Origin of the sequence: Paenibacillus oenotherae, from assembly GCF_019443105.1 — a bacterium.
GTDB lineage: Bacteria > Bacillota > Bacilli > Paenibacillales > Paenibacillaceae > Paenibacillus_Z > Paenibacillus_Z oenotherae.
In genome coordinates this window covers 81,585-101,799 of the sequence record NZ_JAHZIJ010000009.1, presented here as the reverse complement: position 1 = coordinate 101,799, position 20,215 = coordinate 81,585, and the positions used below count along the sequence as shown (strand labels likewise).

14 protein-coding genes and 2 pseudogenes are annotated in these 20,215 nt (G+C 45.4%); 15 read left to right on the top strand and 1 reads right to left on the bottom strand.

Annotated elements, in window-relative coordinates:
* Positions 1-169 precede the first annotated feature (169 nt).
* From K0T92_RS25045 to K0T92_RS14170, 3 genes and pseudogenes are all read left to right on the top strand, one after another.
* Positions 170-292: pseudogene (locus K0T92_RS25045) on the top strand (AraC family transcriptional regulator); the annotation flags it as partial.
* A 129-nt stretch (positions 293-421) separates the two neighbouring features.
* On the top strand, positions 422-1,174 hold the full coding sequence (locus tag K0T92_RS14175) for a VCBS repeat-containing protein (protein WP_219873130.1): 753 nt from the start codon (positions 422-424) through the stop codon (positions 1,172-1,174).
* A gap of 316 nt (positions 1,175-1,490) precedes the next feature.
* A complete protein-coding gene (locus K0T92_RS14170; protein ID WP_219873129.1) occupies positions 1,491-3,875 on the top strand; it encodes a polyprenyl synthetase family protein in 2,385 nt (794 codons plus the stop codon).
* A 154-nt stretch (positions 3,876-4,029) separates the two neighbouring features.
* On the opposite strand, the pseudogene K0T92_RS14165 reads toward K0T92_RS14170, so the two are convergent.
* Positions 4,030-4,674 (bottom strand): annotated as a pseudogene (locus K0T92_RS14165) (Fic family protein); the annotation flags it as partial.
* A gap of 277 nt (positions 4,675-4,951) precedes the next feature.
* Here K0T92_RS14165 and K0T92_RS14160 point away from each other — a divergent pair.
* The 12 genes from K0T92_RS14160 to K0T92_RS14105 all read left to right on the top strand — a co-directional run bounded on the left by K0T92_RS14160 (position 4,952) and on the right by K0T92_RS14105 (position 19,908).
* The gene (locus K0T92_RS14160; protein WP_219873128.1) at positions 4,952-7,039 is read left to right on the top strand and encodes a methyl-accepting chemotaxis protein; all 2,088 of its coding nucleotides are present in this window, start codon (positions 4,952-4,954) and stop codon (positions 7,037-7,039) included.
* 237 nt (positions 7,040-7,276) lie between these two features.
* Positions 7,277-7,948, top strand: a complete 672-nt coding sequence (locus K0T92_RS14155) for an ArsR/SmtB family transcription factor (RefSeq protein WP_219873127.1) — start codon at positions 7,277-7,279, stop codon at positions 7,946-7,948.
* A 65-nt stretch (positions 7,949-8,013) separates the two neighbouring features.
* Positions 8,014-9,285: an MFS transporter gene (locus K0T92_RS14150; RefSeq protein ID WP_219873126.1), complete on the top strand. Its 1,272-nt coding sequence runs from the start codon at positions 8,014-8,016 to the stop codon at positions 9,283-9,285.
* A 40-nt stretch (positions 9,286-9,325) separates the two neighbouring features.
* Complete coding sequence (locus K0T92_RS14145; protein WP_219873125.1) at positions 9,326-11,227, top strand: AraC family transcriptional regulator; 1,902 nt, start codon at positions 9,326-9,328, stop codon at positions 11,225-11,227.
* A 272-nt stretch (positions 11,228-11,499) separates the two neighbouring features.
* The gene (locus K0T92_RS14140) at positions 11,500-12,711 is read left to right on the top strand and encodes an AAA family ATPase (RefSeq protein WP_219873124.1); all 1,212 of its coding nucleotides are present in this window, start codon (positions 11,500-11,502) and stop codon (positions 12,709-12,711) included.
* Entirely contained in the window at positions 12,708-13,376 is a 669-nt protein-coding gene (locus tag K0T92_RS14135; RefSeq protein ID WP_219873123.1) for a hypothetical protein, read from the top strand. The genes K0T92_RS14140 and K0T92_RS14135 overlap by 4 nt, the downstream gene beginning before the upstream one ends.
* Before the next feature lie 185 nt (positions 13,377-13,561).
* Positions 13,562-14,116 carry a TetR/AcrR family transcriptional regulator gene (locus K0T92_RS14130; RefSeq protein WP_219873122.1) on the top strand — a complete coding sequence of 185 codons (555 nt, stop codon included), beginning with the start codon at positions 13,562-13,564 and terminating at the stop codon, positions 14,114-14,116.
* Positions 14,117-14,128: 12 nt separating this feature from the next.
* Positions 14,129-14,548: a DUF3995 domain-containing protein gene (locus tag K0T92_RS14125; protein WP_219873121.1), complete on the top strand. Its 420-nt coding sequence runs from the start codon at positions 14,129-14,131 to the stop codon at positions 14,546-14,548.
* 191 nt (positions 14,549-14,739) lie between these two features.
* A complete protein-coding gene (locus tag K0T92_RS14120; protein WP_219873221.1) occupies positions 14,740-15,678 on the top strand; it encodes a 5'-nucleotidase in 939 nt (312 codons plus the stop codon).
* A 76-nt stretch (positions 15,679-15,754) separates the two neighbouring features.
* Positions 15,755-16,294: an NUDIX hydrolase gene (locus K0T92_RS14115; RefSeq protein ID WP_219873120.1), complete on the top strand. Its 540-nt coding sequence runs from the start codon at positions 15,755-15,757 to the stop codon at positions 16,292-16,294.
* A 286-nt stretch (positions 16,295-16,580) separates the two neighbouring features.
* On the top strand, positions 16,581-18,005 hold the full coding sequence (locus tag K0T92_RS14110) for an RtcB family protein (protein WP_219873119.1): 1,425 nt from the start codon (positions 16,581-16,583) through the stop codon (positions 18,003-18,005).
* 385 nt (positions 18,006-18,390) lie between these two features.
* Positions 18,391-19,908 carry a cysteine peptidase family C39 domain-containing protein gene (locus K0T92_RS14105; protein WP_219873118.1) on the top strand — a complete coding sequence of 506 codons (1,518 nt, stop codon included), beginning with the start codon at positions 18,391-18,393 and terminating at the stop codon, positions 19,906-19,908.
* Positions 19,909-20,215 lie beyond the last annotated feature (307 nt).

The window sequence follows — 20,215 nt, the reverse complement described above, 5'->3', positions numbered from 1 at the left end:
CCGATAGCGTCCAATTTTTCCTCGAATTCATGCACCATTGCAGGGATTTTACCATTAAGGGCTCTTGTAAACGAAATTCATGCACATTCGCAGGCTTCTTTCTTTATCACGCTGCCTTCGTACCACACTTGGAGAAGGTAAAAGGCTATCTTTCTGAACTGCAAAATGTGCAAAACAGTTAATCGAACAAAGCAGAGATATTTATTCTGCAGTCGCTGCTTGTGGTTTTGTTGATTTAACCCATTGCGTATATGGAACTACAGCGTATGAATATATGTCGCATATCAATTGAAGGAAGATGGAGCTTGCGCGGCGACGAATTGCGGATTTGCTCTCAATAGGCGACATTTTAGATGAAACCTTCAACTGGGCTATTGCATAAGATGCTATGGCTGGCAAATGCGAAAGAGGTGGATTCATTATGGCCCATGCACATATTTGGGGAAGTCACGGCATGATCAGAAACGGCACAGTCGTATTGGATGTGAAGTTGGGGGATGTAAACGGGGATCGAACGCCAGACCAAGTTTATTTGACAGGTAATCCTACAGGAGACACGAACAGCTCCTTTGTCCAGAATATACAACTAGTCGTTGTGGATGGACGCAGCGGTGCAAGATACACGAGCCAACTGAAGAACAATGCAGGCTATAACGCGCGCCTTTTCTTAGGTGACTTTACGGGAGATCGCGTGGATAATATTCTTGTGAGTATCGACTCTGGCGGTAGCGGCGGCTTTACTTACAACTACATTTATTCCTTTATGCGCAACATGTTTCGCGAGCTCTATAACAATGAGTGGTTCTACGAAACATACAGCGACGCCTCTGTTTTCTATGAGGACAACTACAGGGTTCGAATCGTCAATCGATCCTTGCAGAAGGAATACCTTCTGGACATCAGCAAGCGCGACCCATCGTACTTGTCTGAATTGTATGATGCGAACGGGAAGTTGAAAAAACCAGTTGAAGGCAGCGTCATGGGCGTAGGCGGGGCTTATCCGATCGACCTGCAAGGGGACCGCATATATGAATTATGGCCTTTCCAACGTGTGATTGGCTTGTATAATGCAGATACGCTGGGGTATTTGCAAACCCCGTTAAGCTGGAACGCAAATACTTCTAAATTTATCCCTATGTATCAATGGGCTTCTGTTAACGGGAGTGATATATAGAATCTGTCACTGCATCCGTGAAAGCACATGTGGGGACGCACTAACGTCATAATATAAAATAACGGCTTTGCCTGGATCATCAAGATACGTTATATCGATAGCTTCATGGGAAAATGGTTAACGGCACCTTTTCAGGTGTCTTTTTTACTGAGCAGCAGCATTGTCCGGCTCAAGATGACGAGAGACAAACCTTTTCCCTCCTTGAGACATTAGTCCCATCCCCTTTATAATGAATGCGTAACCTAATACATCTGCTTCCGTATTTCCCATTAAGCATACTGTTACAACAACTATAGAAGTTGAGGTCATATACCCTATGAATGTGGAAACAATAGTCCATCCCGATTCCTGTTATCGGCTGGCTGAGCAGAAGGCCGCCCGCTATTTTGCGTCGCTTTATAATCAGGTCGTGGAGAAGACGTACGTCTCTGCCCTGTCAGAAGATATCCGGCTGTGGAAACGAAGCCGTATTCATCGCCAGCCTTGGCTATCCTTGTTATTGCGAGGAAAGCGCAAGTCCGATACCGGGAATTATCATCGCCATATTCAATGGCTGAAGCATACAGGCAAGCTGGATGATTATCTGGACCGCAGCGTGTCCTATATTTACATGAGAGATCTGGGCAAAGTAATGGATTCTCCGGATACACAGGCCAGAATTCAACGTTTAGCCGCTGACATCAAGAATAGCTTGATTCAATCGACGGCAGCCAACCGGGGAGACCAGCCTGATTTTATAAGCCTGGCGGGGCTGTATCGGTGGGCCCAGAAGGAAGGCGTTGAGACTGCCGCGATCTGGGTAATAGATAAATTGAGGCATGTATCGACCCATATACCGGAGGAAATGAATGCCGAGCACGCTCAGCGCAAACTGATTAAGATCATTATCGGCGTAGTTCTGCATGTGGTCGAAGAGATGGGAGATGAACGATCGCCTGCGGAGCGCGCCCGGAGACTTGATGAAGCGATCAGGCTCGGTTACTCCTATGGCCTGACCTATCCGTTCATCGACGACCTGCTGGATGCGCAGGTTCTGACCGTTCAAGAGAAGGCGCAATATTCCGATGTCATACGAACCGCGCTGCTTACGGGATCGGTGCCGGAGCTGGGCGAGTGGACCGGAATGAACAAGGCGATGATTCAATTCGTCCATGCGGAGCTGCGGGAAGCCTTCGAGTATATTAAGCATCATCAGCAGCCGGAGACGCAGCACCTGTTCTTCGAGCAGACCTATGTGTTTTTTCATTCGCAGGAATTGGATCGCGCCAAGGTTTTATCGCATACAACGTACACCAACGAAGAGCTGTATATCCCGATCATTCTGAAGTCCGCCTCTTCACGGTTAATTGCCCGCTCCGTTATTCGTGCTCCTGAAGACGAGGGCTTCGAGAATCGAACGTTCTTTTATGGGATCTACAACCAGCTGGCTGACGATTTTGCGGATATGTTCGACGATCAGAGGGACGGCGCAGTAACGCCATACACTTATTATTTAACCTACCGCAATGAGCGCCCGGATTTGATTAATCCCTTTGAATTATACTGGTCGGTCATTTACCATCTCATTCATAATGTGTATCACTCCGATGCCAAGACCCGCGAGATCATACTGGATCGTGCCATCAACGGCCTGAAAAGGTGCAAAGCACGTATCGGCACTGAAAAGTATAACGACATTATGGAGATATTCGCTTGCGGAAATCCGGCATTCAATCGGCTTGTCCAGCAAATGGTTCAAAAAGCGGATGATGTGGATTTCTTCGATAAATTGCTTAGGGATCAACTGGTCGCCACTCTAAAGAACGACCGGAAGGAGAAGGAGGTCTTCTTCGAGACGGTTGCAATGGCCCGCGAAGGGATCAACAGCTCGCTGCGCATAGCGAAGCCTGACGGAAGTCCAGCGATGAAAGAGACCTTGATCGATGCGGCGAATTACAGTCTCGAAGGGGGCGGCAAACGTCTGCGTCCCATACTGACCTGGGTCATGGGCGTACAGGAATACGGATTGCAGGCATCTGCCATCATGCCTTTATTGCGATCATTGGAGTACATGCATACAGCCTCCCTGATTTTCGATGATTTGCCGTCCCAGGATAACGCTTCTACCCGCAGGGGGCGCCCGACACTGCATCAGGTGCATAATAGTGCCACCGCAGAATTAACCGGACTGCTGCTGATTCAGAAGGCGATTCAGGAGCAAGCGTCATTGGAGCCGTTCGATCCCAAGACGGTGATTGCGGTGATGCAATATTCGGCCCAGAAGACAGAGGATCTGTGTATGGGGCAGGCGATGGATTTGAATTCCAAAGGAAAGACGCTGACGCTGGAGCAATTGAATACGATCTGCTTCTACAAAACCGGAATTGCCTTCGAGGCCGCGCTCGTTATGCCCGCCATTCTTGCTAAGGCCAATGAACAGGACATCGCAATGCTGCAATCATTTGCCCGTCATGCGGGCATCGCTTTTCAGATTAAGGATGATCTGCTCGATTTGGAGGGGGACGTAGGCTTGCTCGGGAAACCGGTTGGTCTGGATGTTGAGAACAACACCTCGACTTTTGTTACCATCCTGGGAAAGGAAGGCGCCCAGAAAGCGATGTGGGAGCACTACTGCCTTGCTCTGGATACGTTGACAGAGATGCCGCGCCGGACTGCTTTTCTGAAGCACTTATTGAATTATATCGTTAATCGGGACCGTTGAGCTCAGGGACTTCGGCGAATTGTGGGTGTACACAGCCACGATTCGCCTTTTTAAACCCTTGTTCATGCAAACCACAGTTTTTAAAGTTGGACAGGGGTTCGATACGTGGAGCAGTGCTCGTTAATAATGTTATGGCTTTGATTAATTAATAAAGTCAATCAACTATACAAACGCTATATTCTCCCCGGCCGATTCCTGGCTTGATGACACCTAAGTCCTTAAGTTTTGTAATATTCTTGGCAATACTCGAAGAAGAAGCATCCAGAGTATCGTCAAATAATTGTCTATGAAATATCTCTCCGTCATCCATTCTGCTAATCAATTCAAACATTGTTTTCGCATGCCCTTTACCTAGCAATTCACGAATATGTTTAATTCTATCGTAACGTTGGAGTTCTTTGAGAACCTTAGTAAGTGATGCGTTGACACATTCTAGATAAAAAACGATGAATGGCTTCAAGTTGCCTTGAGTTGCAGACATTAGCGTATCATAATAATCGTCGATTCTTTTATCAAAAAATTCTTCTACACAAAATGTGTCCTTTATTGTAGCTAGGTCGCTGTGTATTAAACCAACCAAAGTAGAAAATGCCCGCGCGGTTCTTCCATTACCATCGGGAAATGGATGGATATAGCCTATAACGTGATGAGTTATTCCAGAAATAATGAGTGGATGGAGCTTTTTATCAAGATTGGCATTTGTGGTCTCGTATGGGTTTGTATATCCGGTTACACTTGTGTAGAGCCAAGAAAAGTATGCCCGCATGAGACGCGGAACTTCATTAAATGCCGGAGGATGGTAACTGGCATGCCCGTCACCATCGGCTAAACGAGCCCGTTTAACGCCTCCGCCATGTCAATCCACAATCGAATGAGGCTGTGGATTTTTTGCTTTTCTTTGAACTTTTTGACAGGTGTTGAAGGTTCGTTCCATCAGTTTTCCCTACGGGTCTGGGGGTTCGTTTAATTATTTTTTAACCATATAAAGGTTTTTATCGAAATTTGTAGAAATATTGTTTGAACCAATGTCGAAGAACATTAGAGAGAGTCTATTATCGGTGGGAGGAAGCGTTTTCATGAATGTATTCTGGTTGTCGGAGCAGTTGATTCGAAGGCTGAGGTATGCTTATAAGTTTATCGTTATCGGATTATTAATTTTTATTCCAATGGTAGTGATGTCCTATATGTATCAAGGCCAGTCCAGCGATCTCATTTCGTTTAATACGAAAGAGAGAATAGGCGTGGAATATATAGCTCCCTTGCAGCAATTAATTACGAAAATGCAGCAAAATCGCGGCGTACATCATCTATATTTATCCAACAAGGATGCTTCGGTAAAAGAACAGATCGACATTAGCAATACAGAAATGGAACAAGCGTTTCAACAGGTTTTTGCAGTTGATGACAAGCTGGGAGAAGAATTAAAGGTGGAAGGAACGATACATAACATTTATGAGGATTGGAAAAGCATTGGCATTAGCGATGACTTGGACAGCCGCACGGATATAATTGACCGCAGCATCCAACTCATTGCAGCAGTTGGGGACTCATCGAACTTGATTCTTGACCCGGATCTGGATAGCTACTACTTGATGGATGGGGTCATTAATAAAGTTCCCTTTGCAACGGAGAAGCTGGCGCAAATTCGTGATGTTGGGTCAGAATATTTGCTGGCCAAGTCCATGACCGTGGGGCAGAGGGATCATCTATTGACCTTGATCTCTTTATTGAACTATTCCACCAATGATATCAGCAACGGAATTAACCTGGTTATGGAACAAAATCCCTCGTTAAGCGCAGAGCTTGAAGGGGCCAGGATAAAACTTGAAGAGGAACGAAACAAATTTATCGAACTAGTCAACAAGGAACTGCTCGATGCACCCACACTGGGATTTCCGGTGAGTGATTATGATCAAGTAGCGACAGCGTTCATCGAGAATAACTCGGAGCTGTATCATCTGGAGCTAACGTTATTGGATGGGTTGATCAAGAATAGAGTAGATGCCTATGAAGATAAAGCGCTGATTTTTAATATCGCGGTTATTATTGGCTTCATCATTCTGCTCTATATTTTCATCGGGTTCTATATCTCGGTCAAGAAGTCGATTGCCTATATTAATACCTCCCTCATTCAGGTCAGTCAGGGAGATTTGACGAACAGTCTCGTTCCCTATACGAAGGACGAAGTTGGAGATATTGTCCACCCGATAAATACAGTAATAAGTGAGTTCAGAAAAATGATTCGTGCAAGTAAAATAACGAGCAGCAAGGTCTCTGTATCCTCATCCGCTCTAACAGAGGCGATTACACAATCGGTGGGAGAATTGGATCATATCAAAAATGAGATGGTCGAGTTAAGGAGCGGAACTCAAACCCAATACATAAATTCTGAGGAAAGCTCGACAGCTATGAACGAAATCTCGGTTAACATCCAGCATATAGCAGAGTCTGCCCAGGATGTTCTTACGGAATCATCCCATTCCCATCAACAAGCTATTCAGGGCAAATTAGCTATCGATGGCGCTTTTAATCAAATGAATAAAATTAATAGCTCTGTTAGAAGCTCCAGTGAATTAGTAGAATTCCTGACAAGCCAGTCCATGCAGGTACAAGGTATGGTGGGCATCATTGCGCACATCTCAGCCCAGACAAACATCCTCGCGCTCAACGCTTCGATCGAGGCTGCACGGGCAGGTGAACATGGAAGAGGGTTCGCAGTTGTAGCTGCTGAAATTCAGAAGCTGGCCAGCCAGTCCAAGCGTTCTACAGATGATATTTCAGAGAAATTAGAAGCGATTACGGAGAAGATCAACAGGTTAGGCGCATCGATGGATAACGAAATCGTGGAGGTCGATAAAGGGATTGAGGCGATCCATAGCGCCAATGACATATTCACTGGAATACTGGAGTCCTCTCAGATACTAGTAGATCGTGTGCAGCAGGTCACTAACCTGACAGAGCAGATCTCCGCAAGCTCGGAAGAAGTTACGGCATCCGTCCATGAAGTGTCTGCTATTGCCAAGCAATCAGCAGAGAAGACCAAATACGCATCAGAATCGATGACCAGCCAGGCACGGATAATGAAAACCTTGTTGGAGTCTGCAGATGAATTGCTCCAAATGACGAACCTGTCCAAGGATCAGCTTAGCCACTTTAGAATGTAGGCAATTATATCATGATGCAGCTCAAAGAATTATTGAGAGGGCAGCAACCCATACAGGGTTGACTGCTCTTATTGTTTTGGCAAACGAGCGGAATATTCGACGGATGACAGGTGTTTGTTGAACGAACGGGAAGCATGGAATCAACAGAACAGGAGAGAAAGCTCTTGACACTGAAGTGTTGGAGCTTTAACATACAACTATTCAATAAAACAATTGAATAGTTGAGGTGGGTTTATTATGAACTTGGAACGCCAATGGAAAGACCAACTTTATCAGGAGTTTGCTCGTATTGGCAAGTGCCTGTCTAGTCCGAAACGATTAGAGCTGATCGACTTGCTTGCTCAAGGCCCCAAAGCCGTAGAACAACTCGCTAAATTAACCGGAATGAGTGTTGCAAATGTGTCGCAGCATTTGCAAACCTTGCATGAATCAAGACTGGTCCGTTCCCATAAAAGAGGAAACTTTGTGATCTATGATATTGCCGAACCATCTGTCGCTGAATTTATGATATCCTTGCACCGTCTCAGTGAAAAACAGTTAGTAGAGATTCAGAAGCTGAAATCGGAAATTTTGCATCATAGCGTAAATATGGAACCAATAGCCATGGAAGAGCTCTTAGTGCGAATGGATAGAGGAGAAGTTGTGTTGTTGGATGTACGACCAGAAGATGAATACGCAATGGGCCATATACCCGGCGCAATCTCTGTACCTATGGAAGAACTGGAGCAGCATCTGACTTCATTACCCGCAGATAAGGAGATAGTGGCATATTGCCGCGGACCATATTGTCTAATGTCTGCGCAAGCGGTTGAAATTTTGAAGAGCAAGGGGATAAAAGCTGCTCGTTTAGAGGAAGGCGTACATGAATGGAAGCGATATATGGAAGATTCTAAAATGTCGTCGATTTGATGGGGGCGTTCTCACCCCTGACCGTTCATTGACCCTAATAACAACTGGAAAGGTGGTTCTAAGCGATGACGCATGAACCCCAGAGTACAACCGACAGTGCTTATGTCAATTCCACAGAAATGCAGCGGAAGCTATATAAAAGATCCTTGCTCATCGTTGTCCTTTCGCAAATTTTTGGAGGTGCAGGACTTGCTGCCGGGGTTACGGTAGGCGCTCTGCTTGCACAGGATATGTTAGGCTCGGAGAGCTATGCAGGCGTTCCCACCGCATTGCTTACGCTTGGCTCTGCTATGGCATCTTTGCTGGTGGGACGACTGTCGCAACGGCATGGGCGCCGGTTGGGGCTTGCCGGAGGATTTATCGTCGGAGGATTCGGAGCGATCGGCGTTATAGCGGCCGCGCAAGTGAATAGTGTGGCGCTGTTGTTCGTATCGCTGCTTGTCTATGGAGCAGGAACGGCAGCGAACTTGCAAGCGCGATATGCAGGAACAGATTTGGCAGCACCAAACGAGCGGGCCAAAGCGATTAGTATTGCGATGGTTTCAACTACATTCGGCGCCGTTGCGGGTCCGAATACGGTTGAAGTTACGGGCCGATTTGCCACGGCCATCGGTTTGCCAGCTCTTGCGGGTCCGTTTCTTTTAGCTGCCACGGCCTTCATCCTGGCGGGTTTGGTCTTGTTGATCTTTCTCCGTCCCGATCCATTGCTTGTCGCCAGAGAGCTAGCCAGGAAAACTGTACAGCATTCACCGGCAGCCGGCAATAAGGAAACGCGCCTTAATGACAATAGAGGTCTGGTTGTAGGAGCAGCGGTAATGATATTGACGCAAATCGTCATGGTTGCGATTATGACAATGACGCCGGTACACATGAAACATCATGGTCATAGCCTGGGAGATGTAGGACTAGTTATAGGCATTCATATAGGTGCGATGTTTTTGCCCTCACTTATAACAGGCGTTTTAGTCGATAAGATTGGCCGCAATGCCATGTCCATTGCTTCAGGGGCGATACTATTGCTTGCAGGTATTGTGGCGGCAGTAGCTCCTCCAGATTCGATGCTGGTACTCATCGTTGCTCTTGCCTTGCTCGGACTCGGCTGGAATATCGGCTTAATCAGCGGTACGGCAATCATTGTAGATGCAACTGATCCGACAACCCGTGCAAAAACCCAGGGAACGCTTGATGTGCTGCTCGCACTAGCCGGAGCCTCGGGTGGAGCACTGTCCGGCATGGTTGTATCCCATTCCAGTTATGCAACCCTTTCGCTTGCTGGCGGCGGGCTTGCACTGCTGCTTATTCCAGTCGTTATATGGTCACGAAGCAAACGAATGTAACAGCGGTGAATTCACTGAAAAGGTCAGAGGGGGAGAACGTATGGATTGGGAAGCTCACATCGAACGGTGGAGCCGAACCGCCGTTAGACTGCTCGATATTCGACAGTATTGCATGGAGAATGGAACGGTCCCTGATCGCTTTGTGGTACATACCAGCTTTTTCGTAGTTACTACTCGTGGAGAAGCGAGAGTGAGTCTATCGGGAACGGTCTACCGAACCCGTTCTCTTCACATTCTGCACGGAGGAAGGGAAGCGGAGCTGGATATTATGCCGCTAGGCAACGATTTTGCCTGCTTTTTGCTTCTGTATAAAGCCGATTGTGAATCGCCGGAGGATCGGGAGAGCTTCCATATGTCGTATGCTTTCACGCCGTATGCGTTGCTGCCTCTGCAGGAAAAGTGTCAAGTCATGAATCGCCTGTGGCAACAAGCAACACCGATGGACAAGCTGCAGGCGCAAGCTGCTTTTCTTCCGTTTGTTTACGAGGTTATGCGGCAAATCCGCACGTCAGCAACGGATAACAGCAGACCGAACTGGGTAAACGAAGCGATTCACTATATTCATGAGCATTACAGGGAGTCGATTACAGCCGAGGAATTGGCCGGCCTGTACAGTTGCAGCGCGAGCTATTTGGCTCGTTTGTTCAAAAACCATTTAGGAGTCGGTCCGATTGAATACCTGATTCATGTACGTATTCACAAATCAAAGCAGTTTCTGCTGAAATCGGAGGCTCGTATCCAGGAAATAGCTAGAAGCGTCGGCTATGAGGATGTTTATTATTTCAGTCGCTTATTCAAGAAGCATACTGGCTGCTCTCCGCTTCAATTTCGGGAGAACAATCGGCGGGCTGTTCAGAATAATCCATTAGGTCTATTGAAATCGTCCATTGTATCCCCAAACCCTGGTTCTCATAATGAGAATGAGAGTTATTATCAATGGATTGAGGAAGGGGACACATCGATGTTTAGATTTTCAAGACCAGCGTTCGGAGCAATGATGCTATTATGCACAACCTTGCTTCTGAGTGCATGCCAGGCGGGCAGCAATACAGGAACGACGGCCTCCCAACCTGCTCCAGCGGATTCCGCTAAGGATAGCACAGCTGTAGAAACACGTATTTACGAGCATTTGAAGGGCAAGACGGAAATTCCTGTGAAGCCTCAGCGGGTGGTTAGCCTCTTTCATTTAGGTGAATTGATGGCGCTTGGGGTAAAGCCGGTAGGTTCAACTACCTACATTTTGAATAATCCGCTGTTAAGCGATACTTCTGATATTGAAGATGTTGGGGTTCCGCCTGATGTGGAGAAGATTCTGTCGCTGGAGCCTGACCTGATTGTTACAACGGGGCCATTCGCGGAAGTAGTAGAGGGCGGGTACGAAGCGCTGAACCGGATCGCGCCAACAATTGTTGTGGAGCAGTACAATGATCCGGTCAAGGATGTCGAAATGTTTGGTGATATTCTCGGCAAGCAAGAGGAAGCGCAGCAATGGAATAAGGCCTTCGCGACAAAAATAGCTGCATATAGAGAGAAGATTAGCCCGTATATTGGGGCTGATGAAACCTTCTCGATATTGAATGTGCGTCCCGGTGCGTTTTATGTTTACGGCGATACCAATATGGGAGGCAACATTATTTACAAGTATCTAGGCTTGAAGTCAACTGAAAAAGTAAAGACTGACGTCATTAATGGTGAAACATGGGAAATATCTGCCGAGGTGATCCCGGATTTCATAGGCGATCGGTTATTCCTGGCTGTGAATGAAGGAGCAGAGGGAGACATGAAGGAAGTAGAAAAGTTAATACAGAATTCGCCAGCAGGGAAAGCGGGAAGGATCTACAATATTGATTTCGATCAATTTCTTCCCAGTGATCCGATTTCAGTAGAGCAACAGCTGGATATCATCGTTAATTTACTGATTGGAAACAACAATTTTCAATAGTACTCGGCGGCGAATTGTGGTTTGGCACAGCCACGGTTCGCCTTCACCATGAAAACCCAGTCCGCATGAGGACTGGGTTTTATGTTTTAATTATAAGACAGCTATACTCTATAGTCGTAGATAATATGTCTATAGAAGATTGATGTAATTGAAGGATTATGACCGTCGAGTAGTGAATACTAATATTGCCGTAATGAATAAGAGTATGTTATTAGAAGCTTAAGTCAAAGCTTCTAATAGAGCTAAGAAATAAGGGAGTAAGGAAGTGCCTTATGCAGATGCAGATAAATATTAGCAATTTCAAGTCACTCGCCGATGTTGAGATTAAACCAGGCCAGGTAAATGTATTTATCGGTGCCAATGGAACGGGCAAAAGTGCATTGTTAGAGGCGATAGGTGTATTAAGTGCTGCTATCTCAGAGAAAGTTGATGATGCTTTACTTAGCAGTAAAGGAGTACGGCTAGGAACGCCTTCTTTATATAAATCATCATTTAAAAAACAAGATAGATTACCAGCGACAATTGGATTCAATGTACGTTGGAACAATAATAAAGGTTCTTGGGATTACAAAGTTCATTTAAGCAATCCTGTAGAAAAGCCAAAACCTGCATGGGAGTATTTTTCAGAGTTACTTAATAATAACGATAAAAAGGTTTTCGGAAGGTCTAGGGCTTCTACTTATAAAATTGATAATCTTCCAGAGTTTGAAATTGATTCCTATAAAGGACTGTATTCTTTTTTGCAAGGTATAAAGAACGATACGATCAATGAAGGAGCCAATGATCTTTACGAGTTGTTTAAAGATTACGCAATATTCACACCCAATACAACGACGCTAAGGGGAATTCAGACAGATCCTTTTCAACGTGAGCCGGTGGGACTCTTGGGTGGACGGCTATCAGAAGCTGTGGATGATTTATTAGATATTGAAGAAGAGACCTTTGGAAATTTAGATCTCTACGATTTATTAGATCTACTACAGTGGACAAATGCAATAACAATTGGTAAAGCTTCAAAAGATATTATTTCGCCAAGTGTACCGGTTACTTCGAAAACTATTCGATTCACAGACAGATTTATGAGAGAGGGAAGAAATGAATTAACACCCTATGATGCAAGCGAAGGATCTCTTTATGTTCTATTTTTATTAGTCCTTGCAATTCACAAAAAAACACCGAACATGTTTGCTATTGACAATTTCGATCAAGCGCTGAACCCAAGGTTAGCTAGGGAAATAACGAAAGTCTTTTGTGATCAAATTATTGAAAATAAGAAAATGGCTTTTATCACAACGCATAATCCATTAGTCCTCGATGGTCTAGATTTGAATGATGATCGCATTAGATTGTTTTCAGTTGATAGAGATATACACGGTTATACAAAGATAAACCGAATTCTAGTTAATGATAAATTATTATCTGAAGGACAAAGTTTATCAAGATTATGGGTTATGGGGATGCTTGGAGGGGTACCCAATATATGAAGCGTTTATCTGTGGGTATCGTTTCAGAGGGACCAATTGATTTTGATGTAATAACGAATATTTTTATGCGGATTGTCCCAGGTAGCCATCGATTTTTACCTATACAACCTGATTTGTCGGAAACGCAAGGTTTGGGTGTTACCCGACATAGCAATGGTTGGAAAGGCGTTCTTACTTGGTGCGAATCTTATTCAGGAAAAATATATGAGTTATTGCTTGAAACGCAAGTTGATGTGCTTATTATTCAGTTAGATGCAGATGTGGCGAGAGATACTGAAATCAACTGTGCAAAACCTTGCCCTGAGGCAGAAGATACAGTTATACAACTTGAAAATATAATTAAGAATAAGTTGGGTATTGAAAAGTTTGACACAAGAATTATTTGCTGTATACCTTCTGATAATACTGAGGCATGGATACTAACGGCTTTTGATGAAGAGCTTACTTATCATGGAGCGGATAAACAGATAGAATGTGTTCATGATCCCGATGATATTCTTTCAAAAGATCCTTATAAACTTATAAGAAGAAAAGAAGGTAAGCCCAAAAAGAATCAGGTTCTTTATAGAGATAAGTTAATCCCCAGGGTTGTCGACAGATGGGATTACATAAGAACTTTTTGTAGACAAGCCGAGAAGCTGCATCAGGCTTTATTGCAGTTATGAGTATAGCTGTTACTTTGAGAAGTAGCTCCATACTGGTGGCATTCTGCCTCTCTATCAAGATCCCCTGAACGGCAGGGGATCTTTTTTACGATTTTATGAACGCTACCGTACAGATGTGGTGCAGAGTAAGAATATAGCATATACTGGATGTATCTAGACGATACCGTATAGAAAGAGCGATTGCCATGCCGAAAATTATTGTGACGGAAGAACAGTGGATTCAGCTAGGTGCAGAGCGGTTTGCCCGGGGCGGGCCTGAAGCACTAGTAATTGAGAGTATGTCATCGGAGTTAAAGTGCAGTAAAAGCAGCTTTTACTGGTATTTTACCAATCGCAGTGCGTTCATCCGGCGAATCGTGGATGATTGGATCGAAAAGTCCACTCAGAAGGTGATAACAGCTTCATTGGAGCCAACTGCGGCGGAAGAGAAGCTGATAGAGCTGCTTTGCCAGATGTTCGCGGTCACTCGGAAGGGAGATTTTCTATTCTATCTCCGAAAGCTGTCTGCGGAAGAATCTGTGTATCACGAAATGCTCGATCGAATGGAGCGGGCCAGAATGAACTTTGCAAAAGCATTATTCATGCAGATTGGCTTGCCCGAAGAGGCTGCTGATCATAAGGCTTGGTTTCTCTATCATTATTACCTTGGATGGTATGAGCGGCACAAATTGCATCAGCTCACGGAGGAAGACGTGCTCCATCATGTGACATTGCTTCGAGAGCATTTGATACAGCTTTAAGGAGGGCTTCGAATGGTTGAACTGCTGACCTGGTTTGTTGGAATCGTCTCGTTTCTCTTAAGTGGTGTTCATGTCTACTGGGTGTCAGGCGGAAGGAAAGGGCTGCGCATCGCTGTTCCGACTACGGGGGAGGAACCGTTGTTTCGGCCTTCCAAATCTGCAACGGGTGTTGTTGCAATATTATTGGCTGCAATGGGCGGCTTTGTTTTTCAATTGGGCGGGTATGGGCAGCCGATTTTTCCTGATTGGCTATTCTTGTATGGCGGCTGGGGCCTGGCAATCTTGTTTATTCTGCGTGCAATCGGAGATTTTAGATGGTTAGGGTTCTTCAAGAGCAAGAAAGGAACACCATTTGCTGAGTGGGACAGCATTCTCTATTCCCCGCTTTGCCTGCTCTTGGGGGCAAGCCTGATTGTGATTACAGTCGAATAAGAGGGTGCTCCGCAGGGTATATCGGGAAATGGAGAACTGCCTTATTTCGGTAGATCATATATTGACTAATAATGTATAATATTAGAAGGAAAACTGATTTCGGCGGATAGTAGGAAAGAGATAGTTTGGTTTTTTTGTGCAGGAAAAATTGGGTGGTATACTACATTCCAAATAAAGTGTGTGGAGGAACTATGCCTTTTCCTATAGAAGAAAAGTTTGTTGTGGCTGTTGCCTCGAGTGCTCTTTTTAACCTTGAGGAATCGCATAAGGTATTTCAAGAGCAAGGAGAAGAGGAATATAGAAAATATCAGCGTGAACATGAGCAGGTTGTATTAGAACAGGGCGTTGCTTTTCCATTAATCAAACGCTTGCTTATGATTAATGGCGAGGATCCAAGTGATCAGCCGGTTGAGGTTATTCTTTTGTCCCGGAATGATCACGATACGGGTCTTCGCGTTTTGAAATCAATCGAACACTATGGGCTGCCCATTTCACGAGCTGCTTTCGTAGCTGGCTCCAACCCTATTAATTATATGGAAGCATTTAACGCTTCGTTATTTCTATCAGCGAATCCGGATGATGTCCGAGCTGCTCTAAGTAAGGGGCTTCCCGCAGCTCAGGTGTTTCCTACTGAGTTTGTAGACAACGAGGAGGAAGCCGAACTTCGAATTGCTTTTGACTTTGATGGAATAATTGTCGATGATTCGTCGGAAGGGATCTATCAGAGACTAGGCATGCAGAGTTTCCATGAGAATGAGAAGCTGAAGGCTGGCGAGGCGATGCCGCCAGGGCCGCTTCTTAAATTTTTTCAGGAGGTTTCACGCCTGCAACGGAGTGAATGGGAGAAAAAGCAGAAAGATGATTCCTATACGCCACGTGTTAGAGTGGCTATTGCAACAGCTAGAAACGCTCCTGCTCATGAACGTGTAGTAACAACGTTAAGAAGTCTGGGAGTACGAGTTGACGAAGCATTTTTTTTAGGCGGCATAGATAAAGGAAGGGTACTGAAAATATTTAGACCTCATATCTTTTTCGATGATCAGATTGGCCACATTGAAGGTGTGTCAAGTATTTCTCCTTCCGCTCATGTTCCTTTTGGAGTGACCAATCTTTCTTCTTCGACGAAGTAAGTTATAGAAGTGAGGGGATTATGGCAGGGATATCGCAACGGTTCATATTCATTGAACCGACCAGAGGGTGAGAAGCGTGCGTCTAATAACGAGCATTACGGATAGCGACTTTTTCGGCGGGGAACCTCTATTCATGGACTATGTGTCTCGGCATTCGTCCAGAGGCGTGCTGATCAATGAAGACAGGCAAGTTGCTATGATGGAAATGTCGAGCCTCAATCTATATAAGCTGCCTGGTGGCGGTTTAGAAGAGGGGGAGGATAGAGAATCGGCATTTGTGCGTGAGCTTAGGGAAGAGACAGGCTTCGATGCTCTAATTCTGCTTGAGCTTGGGTACATTGATGAACATAAATATAGGAATCAGTATATGCAACGATCCTATTGCTATATTGCCAAGGCCGCGAGCGAGCAAGGGACTGCGGTGTTAACTGAGGATGAGATTGTACTTGGCATGCGGTTGATATGGATGAGCCTCGAAGATGCTATTGTCCAAATGAAATATTCGATTCGTCATTGTGATGAGTACTCCGAGAAGTTTATGCTGCGGAGGGATCTTGCGATTCTTGAGCTTGCAGCTCGTCTAGTGGATGAAAACGTATTGACAATCATTCCCTGAAAGCATTATGATAAACACTATCTTATTTCAGAAAGGAGGCCGACAAGACATGACCCTACTACACAATCGCCGCAATGCCGCCAAGTCGCCGCAACTAAATAATCGCTTCATTGTCCATCGGCCTCTACGGGCCCAAGCAAAGAAAAGACAAGGTTAACGTCTTCCCGCTTCATCGGAGAAGATCGGCTGCCTCTAATTTCACATTGCGCGAAGACCGTAAGCGACAGGGCTTACGGTCTTTTTTGCGTTCCCTATTATTTATTAAAGAGAGGAAATAACAAACGATATGAATTCCAACGATCCTTATTACAGGCGAATCGATCTTCCTGCGGGAGATCTGCACGTATTCGCACATGATGATTTATTCCATGCCATGGGGGCCAAAGTGCTCGAGATGGCGAACAACAATTTGCAAATTCCTAATATCCGGTATATGAGCTATACGCCTGATGCCCACGTCGGAGTGGGTACTTGTATCGGTACGACGGCGGTATGGGGGACGGAGAACGGCTTCGTGTCACCGTCCATCGTCGGCAGCGATATCGGCTGCGGCATGCGGGTGCATCTGACGAATTTGCAAGCGCATGAGCTGCAGGACGTCAAGCTCCGCCGCAAGCTGGTCAAAGCCATCGAGAAGCGGATACCGGTAGAAAACCATGCGAGAGGCTATTTCTCCGACATCCGCTTGGAGGATGTGCTGCGCAAAGGCCTTCATGGCCTGCCGGGCAAGTATGTTCCAGATATGTATACGCCGAGAAAGGCGACCTCGCTCACCCATGTTGAATGCAGCAGGTTCCGGTTCGATGAAAGCGAGCTTGACCGTATTCCGGAACAGGTATGGCATCGAGCTCATCGCCAGCTCGGCACCCTTGGCAACGGCAACCATTTTATCGAGATTCAGGCTCTGAGCATTAATGAAGAGAACCGCCATATCGCGGAGCGCTGGGGTTTAAGAGACGGTCAAGTCGCCGTGATGATTCATTCTGGCTCCCGTGCCTGGGGAGGAGCAGTCAACCAAATGTGCAGCTCGCAAGTCGTTAAGACGATGAGCAGGCTCGGACTCGGCACAGCCGATCCCAAGCTAACCTACGCGCCACTGGATAGCGAAGCTGGCCGGACATACACGAATCTGATGTATTCGGCGCTCAACTTCGCCGTAGCGAATCGGCACTTGATGGCCTTCGCCGTTCGTGATGCATTTAAGGAGACGTTGGGTTCCAAGGCGGAGCTGACCACGCTTTATGATCTGATGCATAACTACGCCTGTGAGGAAAGCCACGGCGATGAGCCGCTGTTCATCCATCGCAAAGGCACTACGCGCGCGCTTCCGGCCGGACATTCCGGCAATCCGGAGCCCTATCGCGACACGGGACATCCTGCTCTTATTCCCGGCTCCATGGGAACGGCCTCGTACTTGATGGCGGGCTTGCCGGGAGGCGCGCGGAACTATCACTCGATCTGCCACGGGGCAGGCAGGGTACGCTCGCGGAACGCGACGAAGCAGCTCGTCACGCTAGACGAGTTCGCTTCCTCCCTGCGCATCGGGCAGGAGGATGAGATTGTACTCAATCATCGGGCGCTGGAAGCGCTGATTGATGAGTCTCCTCAAGCGTACAAGGATGTAGACCAAATTATAGAGAGCGTCGTTCAGGCGCGTCTGGCCGCTGTCGTGGCCAGGTGCCGCCCTCTGGCGGCGGTAAAAGGGGTGTAACCGATAATTCCTATATCAAGACCTAAATTGGGATAGTCCGAATACTTGCACTCAACGTAATTGAACCTCGTCCGGTTCGGTTCCGTCAGGTCTGTAATTGTACGGACTTTCGAACGACTCTCGGGAAAGGAAGAAGCCAGGAAATCCACAAAGGGTGACCTGGCTTCTTTTTGTTCCGTCATGTTTATTTCGAATTCAGCATAGCCACCTGATGGTCCGGTATACCTATTATTTGCAAGCTCGAAAGTATCGGAAGTGCAGGAATTAACATTTTGTTGTAATTTTAACATACCTATGGGAAAATTAATTTTCGTAAGGGATTTACGAGATGACCCGCTCCAATTGGAAGGTGAATCTTAATAAGTAGTCTGGAGATGAGATAAGTATGATCGTTCACATACCCTTTATATATCCTAATAAAGACAGTTATCCTCTTGATCAAGTGAATTGCATAGAGAAACCATTATCAATGGTCGCAGAGGGCAAGAGAAAATTTTTCTCAAGTTACTATTTTATTCTTGTGAAATGTATTGATCTTTATCGTGTATCAAAAGTAAAGAAAAATTCAAACGGGTTCTATCAAAATGCAAAAGAAGTTATGAGCCTCTTAGGTCTTAACGTGCACTTTTTCAATAGATGTAACGACTTTCATACGATTATAAGAGAACAACTCCGTCTTCAACGCCCCGTCCTTGTCTGTGGCAACTTACGCTTGCTCTATTATTCTCACCACTACAAGACCTCTGATTGGATGCATTTATTTCTCGTTAAAGGATACAATGACGAAACGGATGTCTATTACATTATGGATAGTACACAAAAGAAAGATGGCGGATATAGATTTGAGGAATTCACTATAACCTCGGAAATGTTAGAAAATTTGGCGATATCCTCCCATGAAATATTTGCAACGGAGCTTATTTTTTCAGTTGAAACAGCAGACCGAGAGCCGCTGGAATCAGAATTGCTGATTACTTGTACGAATGAAATTTTGAATGCGCCCTTAGTTAACAATGAGTTTATTGCGATGGTAGATTACCAGGACAATAGGGATATGGATGAACAGACTCTTGCTACTAAGTTAATAAGGATGACCAAATCTAAAGAAGTGCTATATATCGAATTAACGTCACAATTCAAACGATTTCTAGGCCATGTTCCACTAATAGAACAGATTGAGAATCTGGCAGCACAACTTATTCAAGAATGGACAATCGTCATTGCAATTTATATGAGAAGTATGCTTAAGAAGGAAATCTTTGATACCGGAACGAGACTGGAGAAAGTATTGCATTTGGAAAAGTCCATGAAAACTTGCCTGGAGGAAGTTCAGACAATGCTTCATGCACTCCGAGAAGCGCAAGGGGGGCAGGCTGCGAAATCAATCTGGACAGAAGAAAATAATGAAGATAATATCTTGAAATTTGACGGAAATACGGCTAGCTTCAGTTTTCAAACGAAGAAAGAACATGATTATATTAATTGCCCTAAAATCATGTACCCAATAGCTGCTGGAACAAATGATCAAAGTCTTTTATACACCGCGAATATCTCCATTATTAAAAAGCCTCACGTTCCTGCTTATCAAGCGGGTATTGTATTTCGAACAGGCCATGGAGAGACATATATGTGGGGGATTATTAATAACGAAAAAATCGTCTTGTCACAGTCGATTGATCCAATATTCAGTTTGGATATTGAGGGTGATGTGAATAGACTGCAAGTTAGATTGGATAAAAACGGGGAATATATATTCTCCTATGCTGAGCAAGAAAAATCTATGGTGGATGTATATCGAACAAATGCGCTCTCGCGATTAAGCGGAATTGGCATAGGCTGCAGAAATTGGTTCTCTGTGCAGCCGATGCAACTACAATTTATATCGCATTTGGATGTTCAATGATTTGTCGGCTCAAGATATTGCGTTTACTCGCAGGGGGCAGGGAAACAGCACCCCCGTGCGAGATTTGAGCTAGGCGAAACATGCGAAACCGCAGCTTTTTTCCCATTTCTGGCCCCATGAAGGTGAAATTCCTGCCAGCGTGCAGGCATTTCACCTTCGTTTCCCCTTAGTGGCCGATTTCTCCTGAAATGGATGCACGATCGCAGGAATTCTACCATTAAGGCGTCTTCAAACCGAAATTCATGCACATTTGCAGGCTTCTTACTTCGTAACATTGCCTTCAAACCACACATGACTGGCCGATTCG

Bases quoted from the DNA above. Each gene is read 5' to 3' on its own strand.
- K0T92_RS14175 (WP_219873130.1), top strand. From the start codon at position 422: ATGGCCCATGCACATATTTGGGGAAGTCACGGCATGATCAGAAACGGC.
- K0T92_RS14170 (WP_219873129.1), top strand. From the start codon at position 1,491: ATGAATGTGGAAACAATAGTCCATCCCGATTCCTGTTATCGGCTGGCT.
- K0T92_RS14160 (WP_219873128.1), top strand. From the start codon at position 4,952: ATGAATGTATTCTGGTTGTCGGAGCAGTTGATTCGAAGGCTGAGGTAT.
- K0T92_RS14155 (WP_219873127.1), top strand. From the start codon at position 7,277: ATGAACTTGGAACGCCAATGGAAAGACCAACTTTATCAGGAGTTTGCT.
- K0T92_RS14150 (WP_219873126.1), top strand. From the start codon at position 8,014: ATGACGCATGAACCCCAGAGTACAACCGACAGTGCTTATGTCAATTCC.
- K0T92_RS14145 (WP_219873125.1), top strand. From the start codon at position 9,326: ATGGATTGGGAAGCTCACATCGAACGGTGGAGCCGAACCGCCGTTAGA.
- K0T92_RS14140 (WP_219873124.1), top strand. From the start codon at position 11,500: ATGCAGATGCAGATAAATATTAGCAATTTCAAGTCACTCGCCGATGTT.
- K0T92_RS14135 (WP_219873123.1), top strand. From the start codon at position 12,708: ATGAAGCGTTTATCTGTGGGTATCGTTTCAGAGGGACCAATTGATTTT.
- K0T92_RS14130 (WP_219873122.1), top strand. From the start codon at position 13,562: ATGCCGAAAATTATTGTGACGGAAGAACAGTGGATTCAGCTAGGTGCA.
- K0T92_RS14125 (WP_219873121.1), top strand. From the start codon at position 14,129: ATGGTTGAACTGCTGACCTGGTTTGTTGGAATCGTCTCGTTTCTCTTA.
- K0T92_RS14120 (WP_219873221.1), top strand. From the start codon at position 14,740: ATGCCTTTTCCTATAGAAGAAAAGTTTGTTGTGGCTGTTGCCTCGAGT.
- K0T92_RS14110 (WP_219873119.1), top strand. From the start codon at position 16,581: ATGAATTCCAACGATCCTTATTACAGGCGAATCGATCTTCCTGCGGGA.
- K0T92_RS14105 (WP_219873118.1), top strand. From the start codon at position 18,391: ATGATCGTTCACATACCCTTTATATATCCTAATAAAGACAGTTATCCT.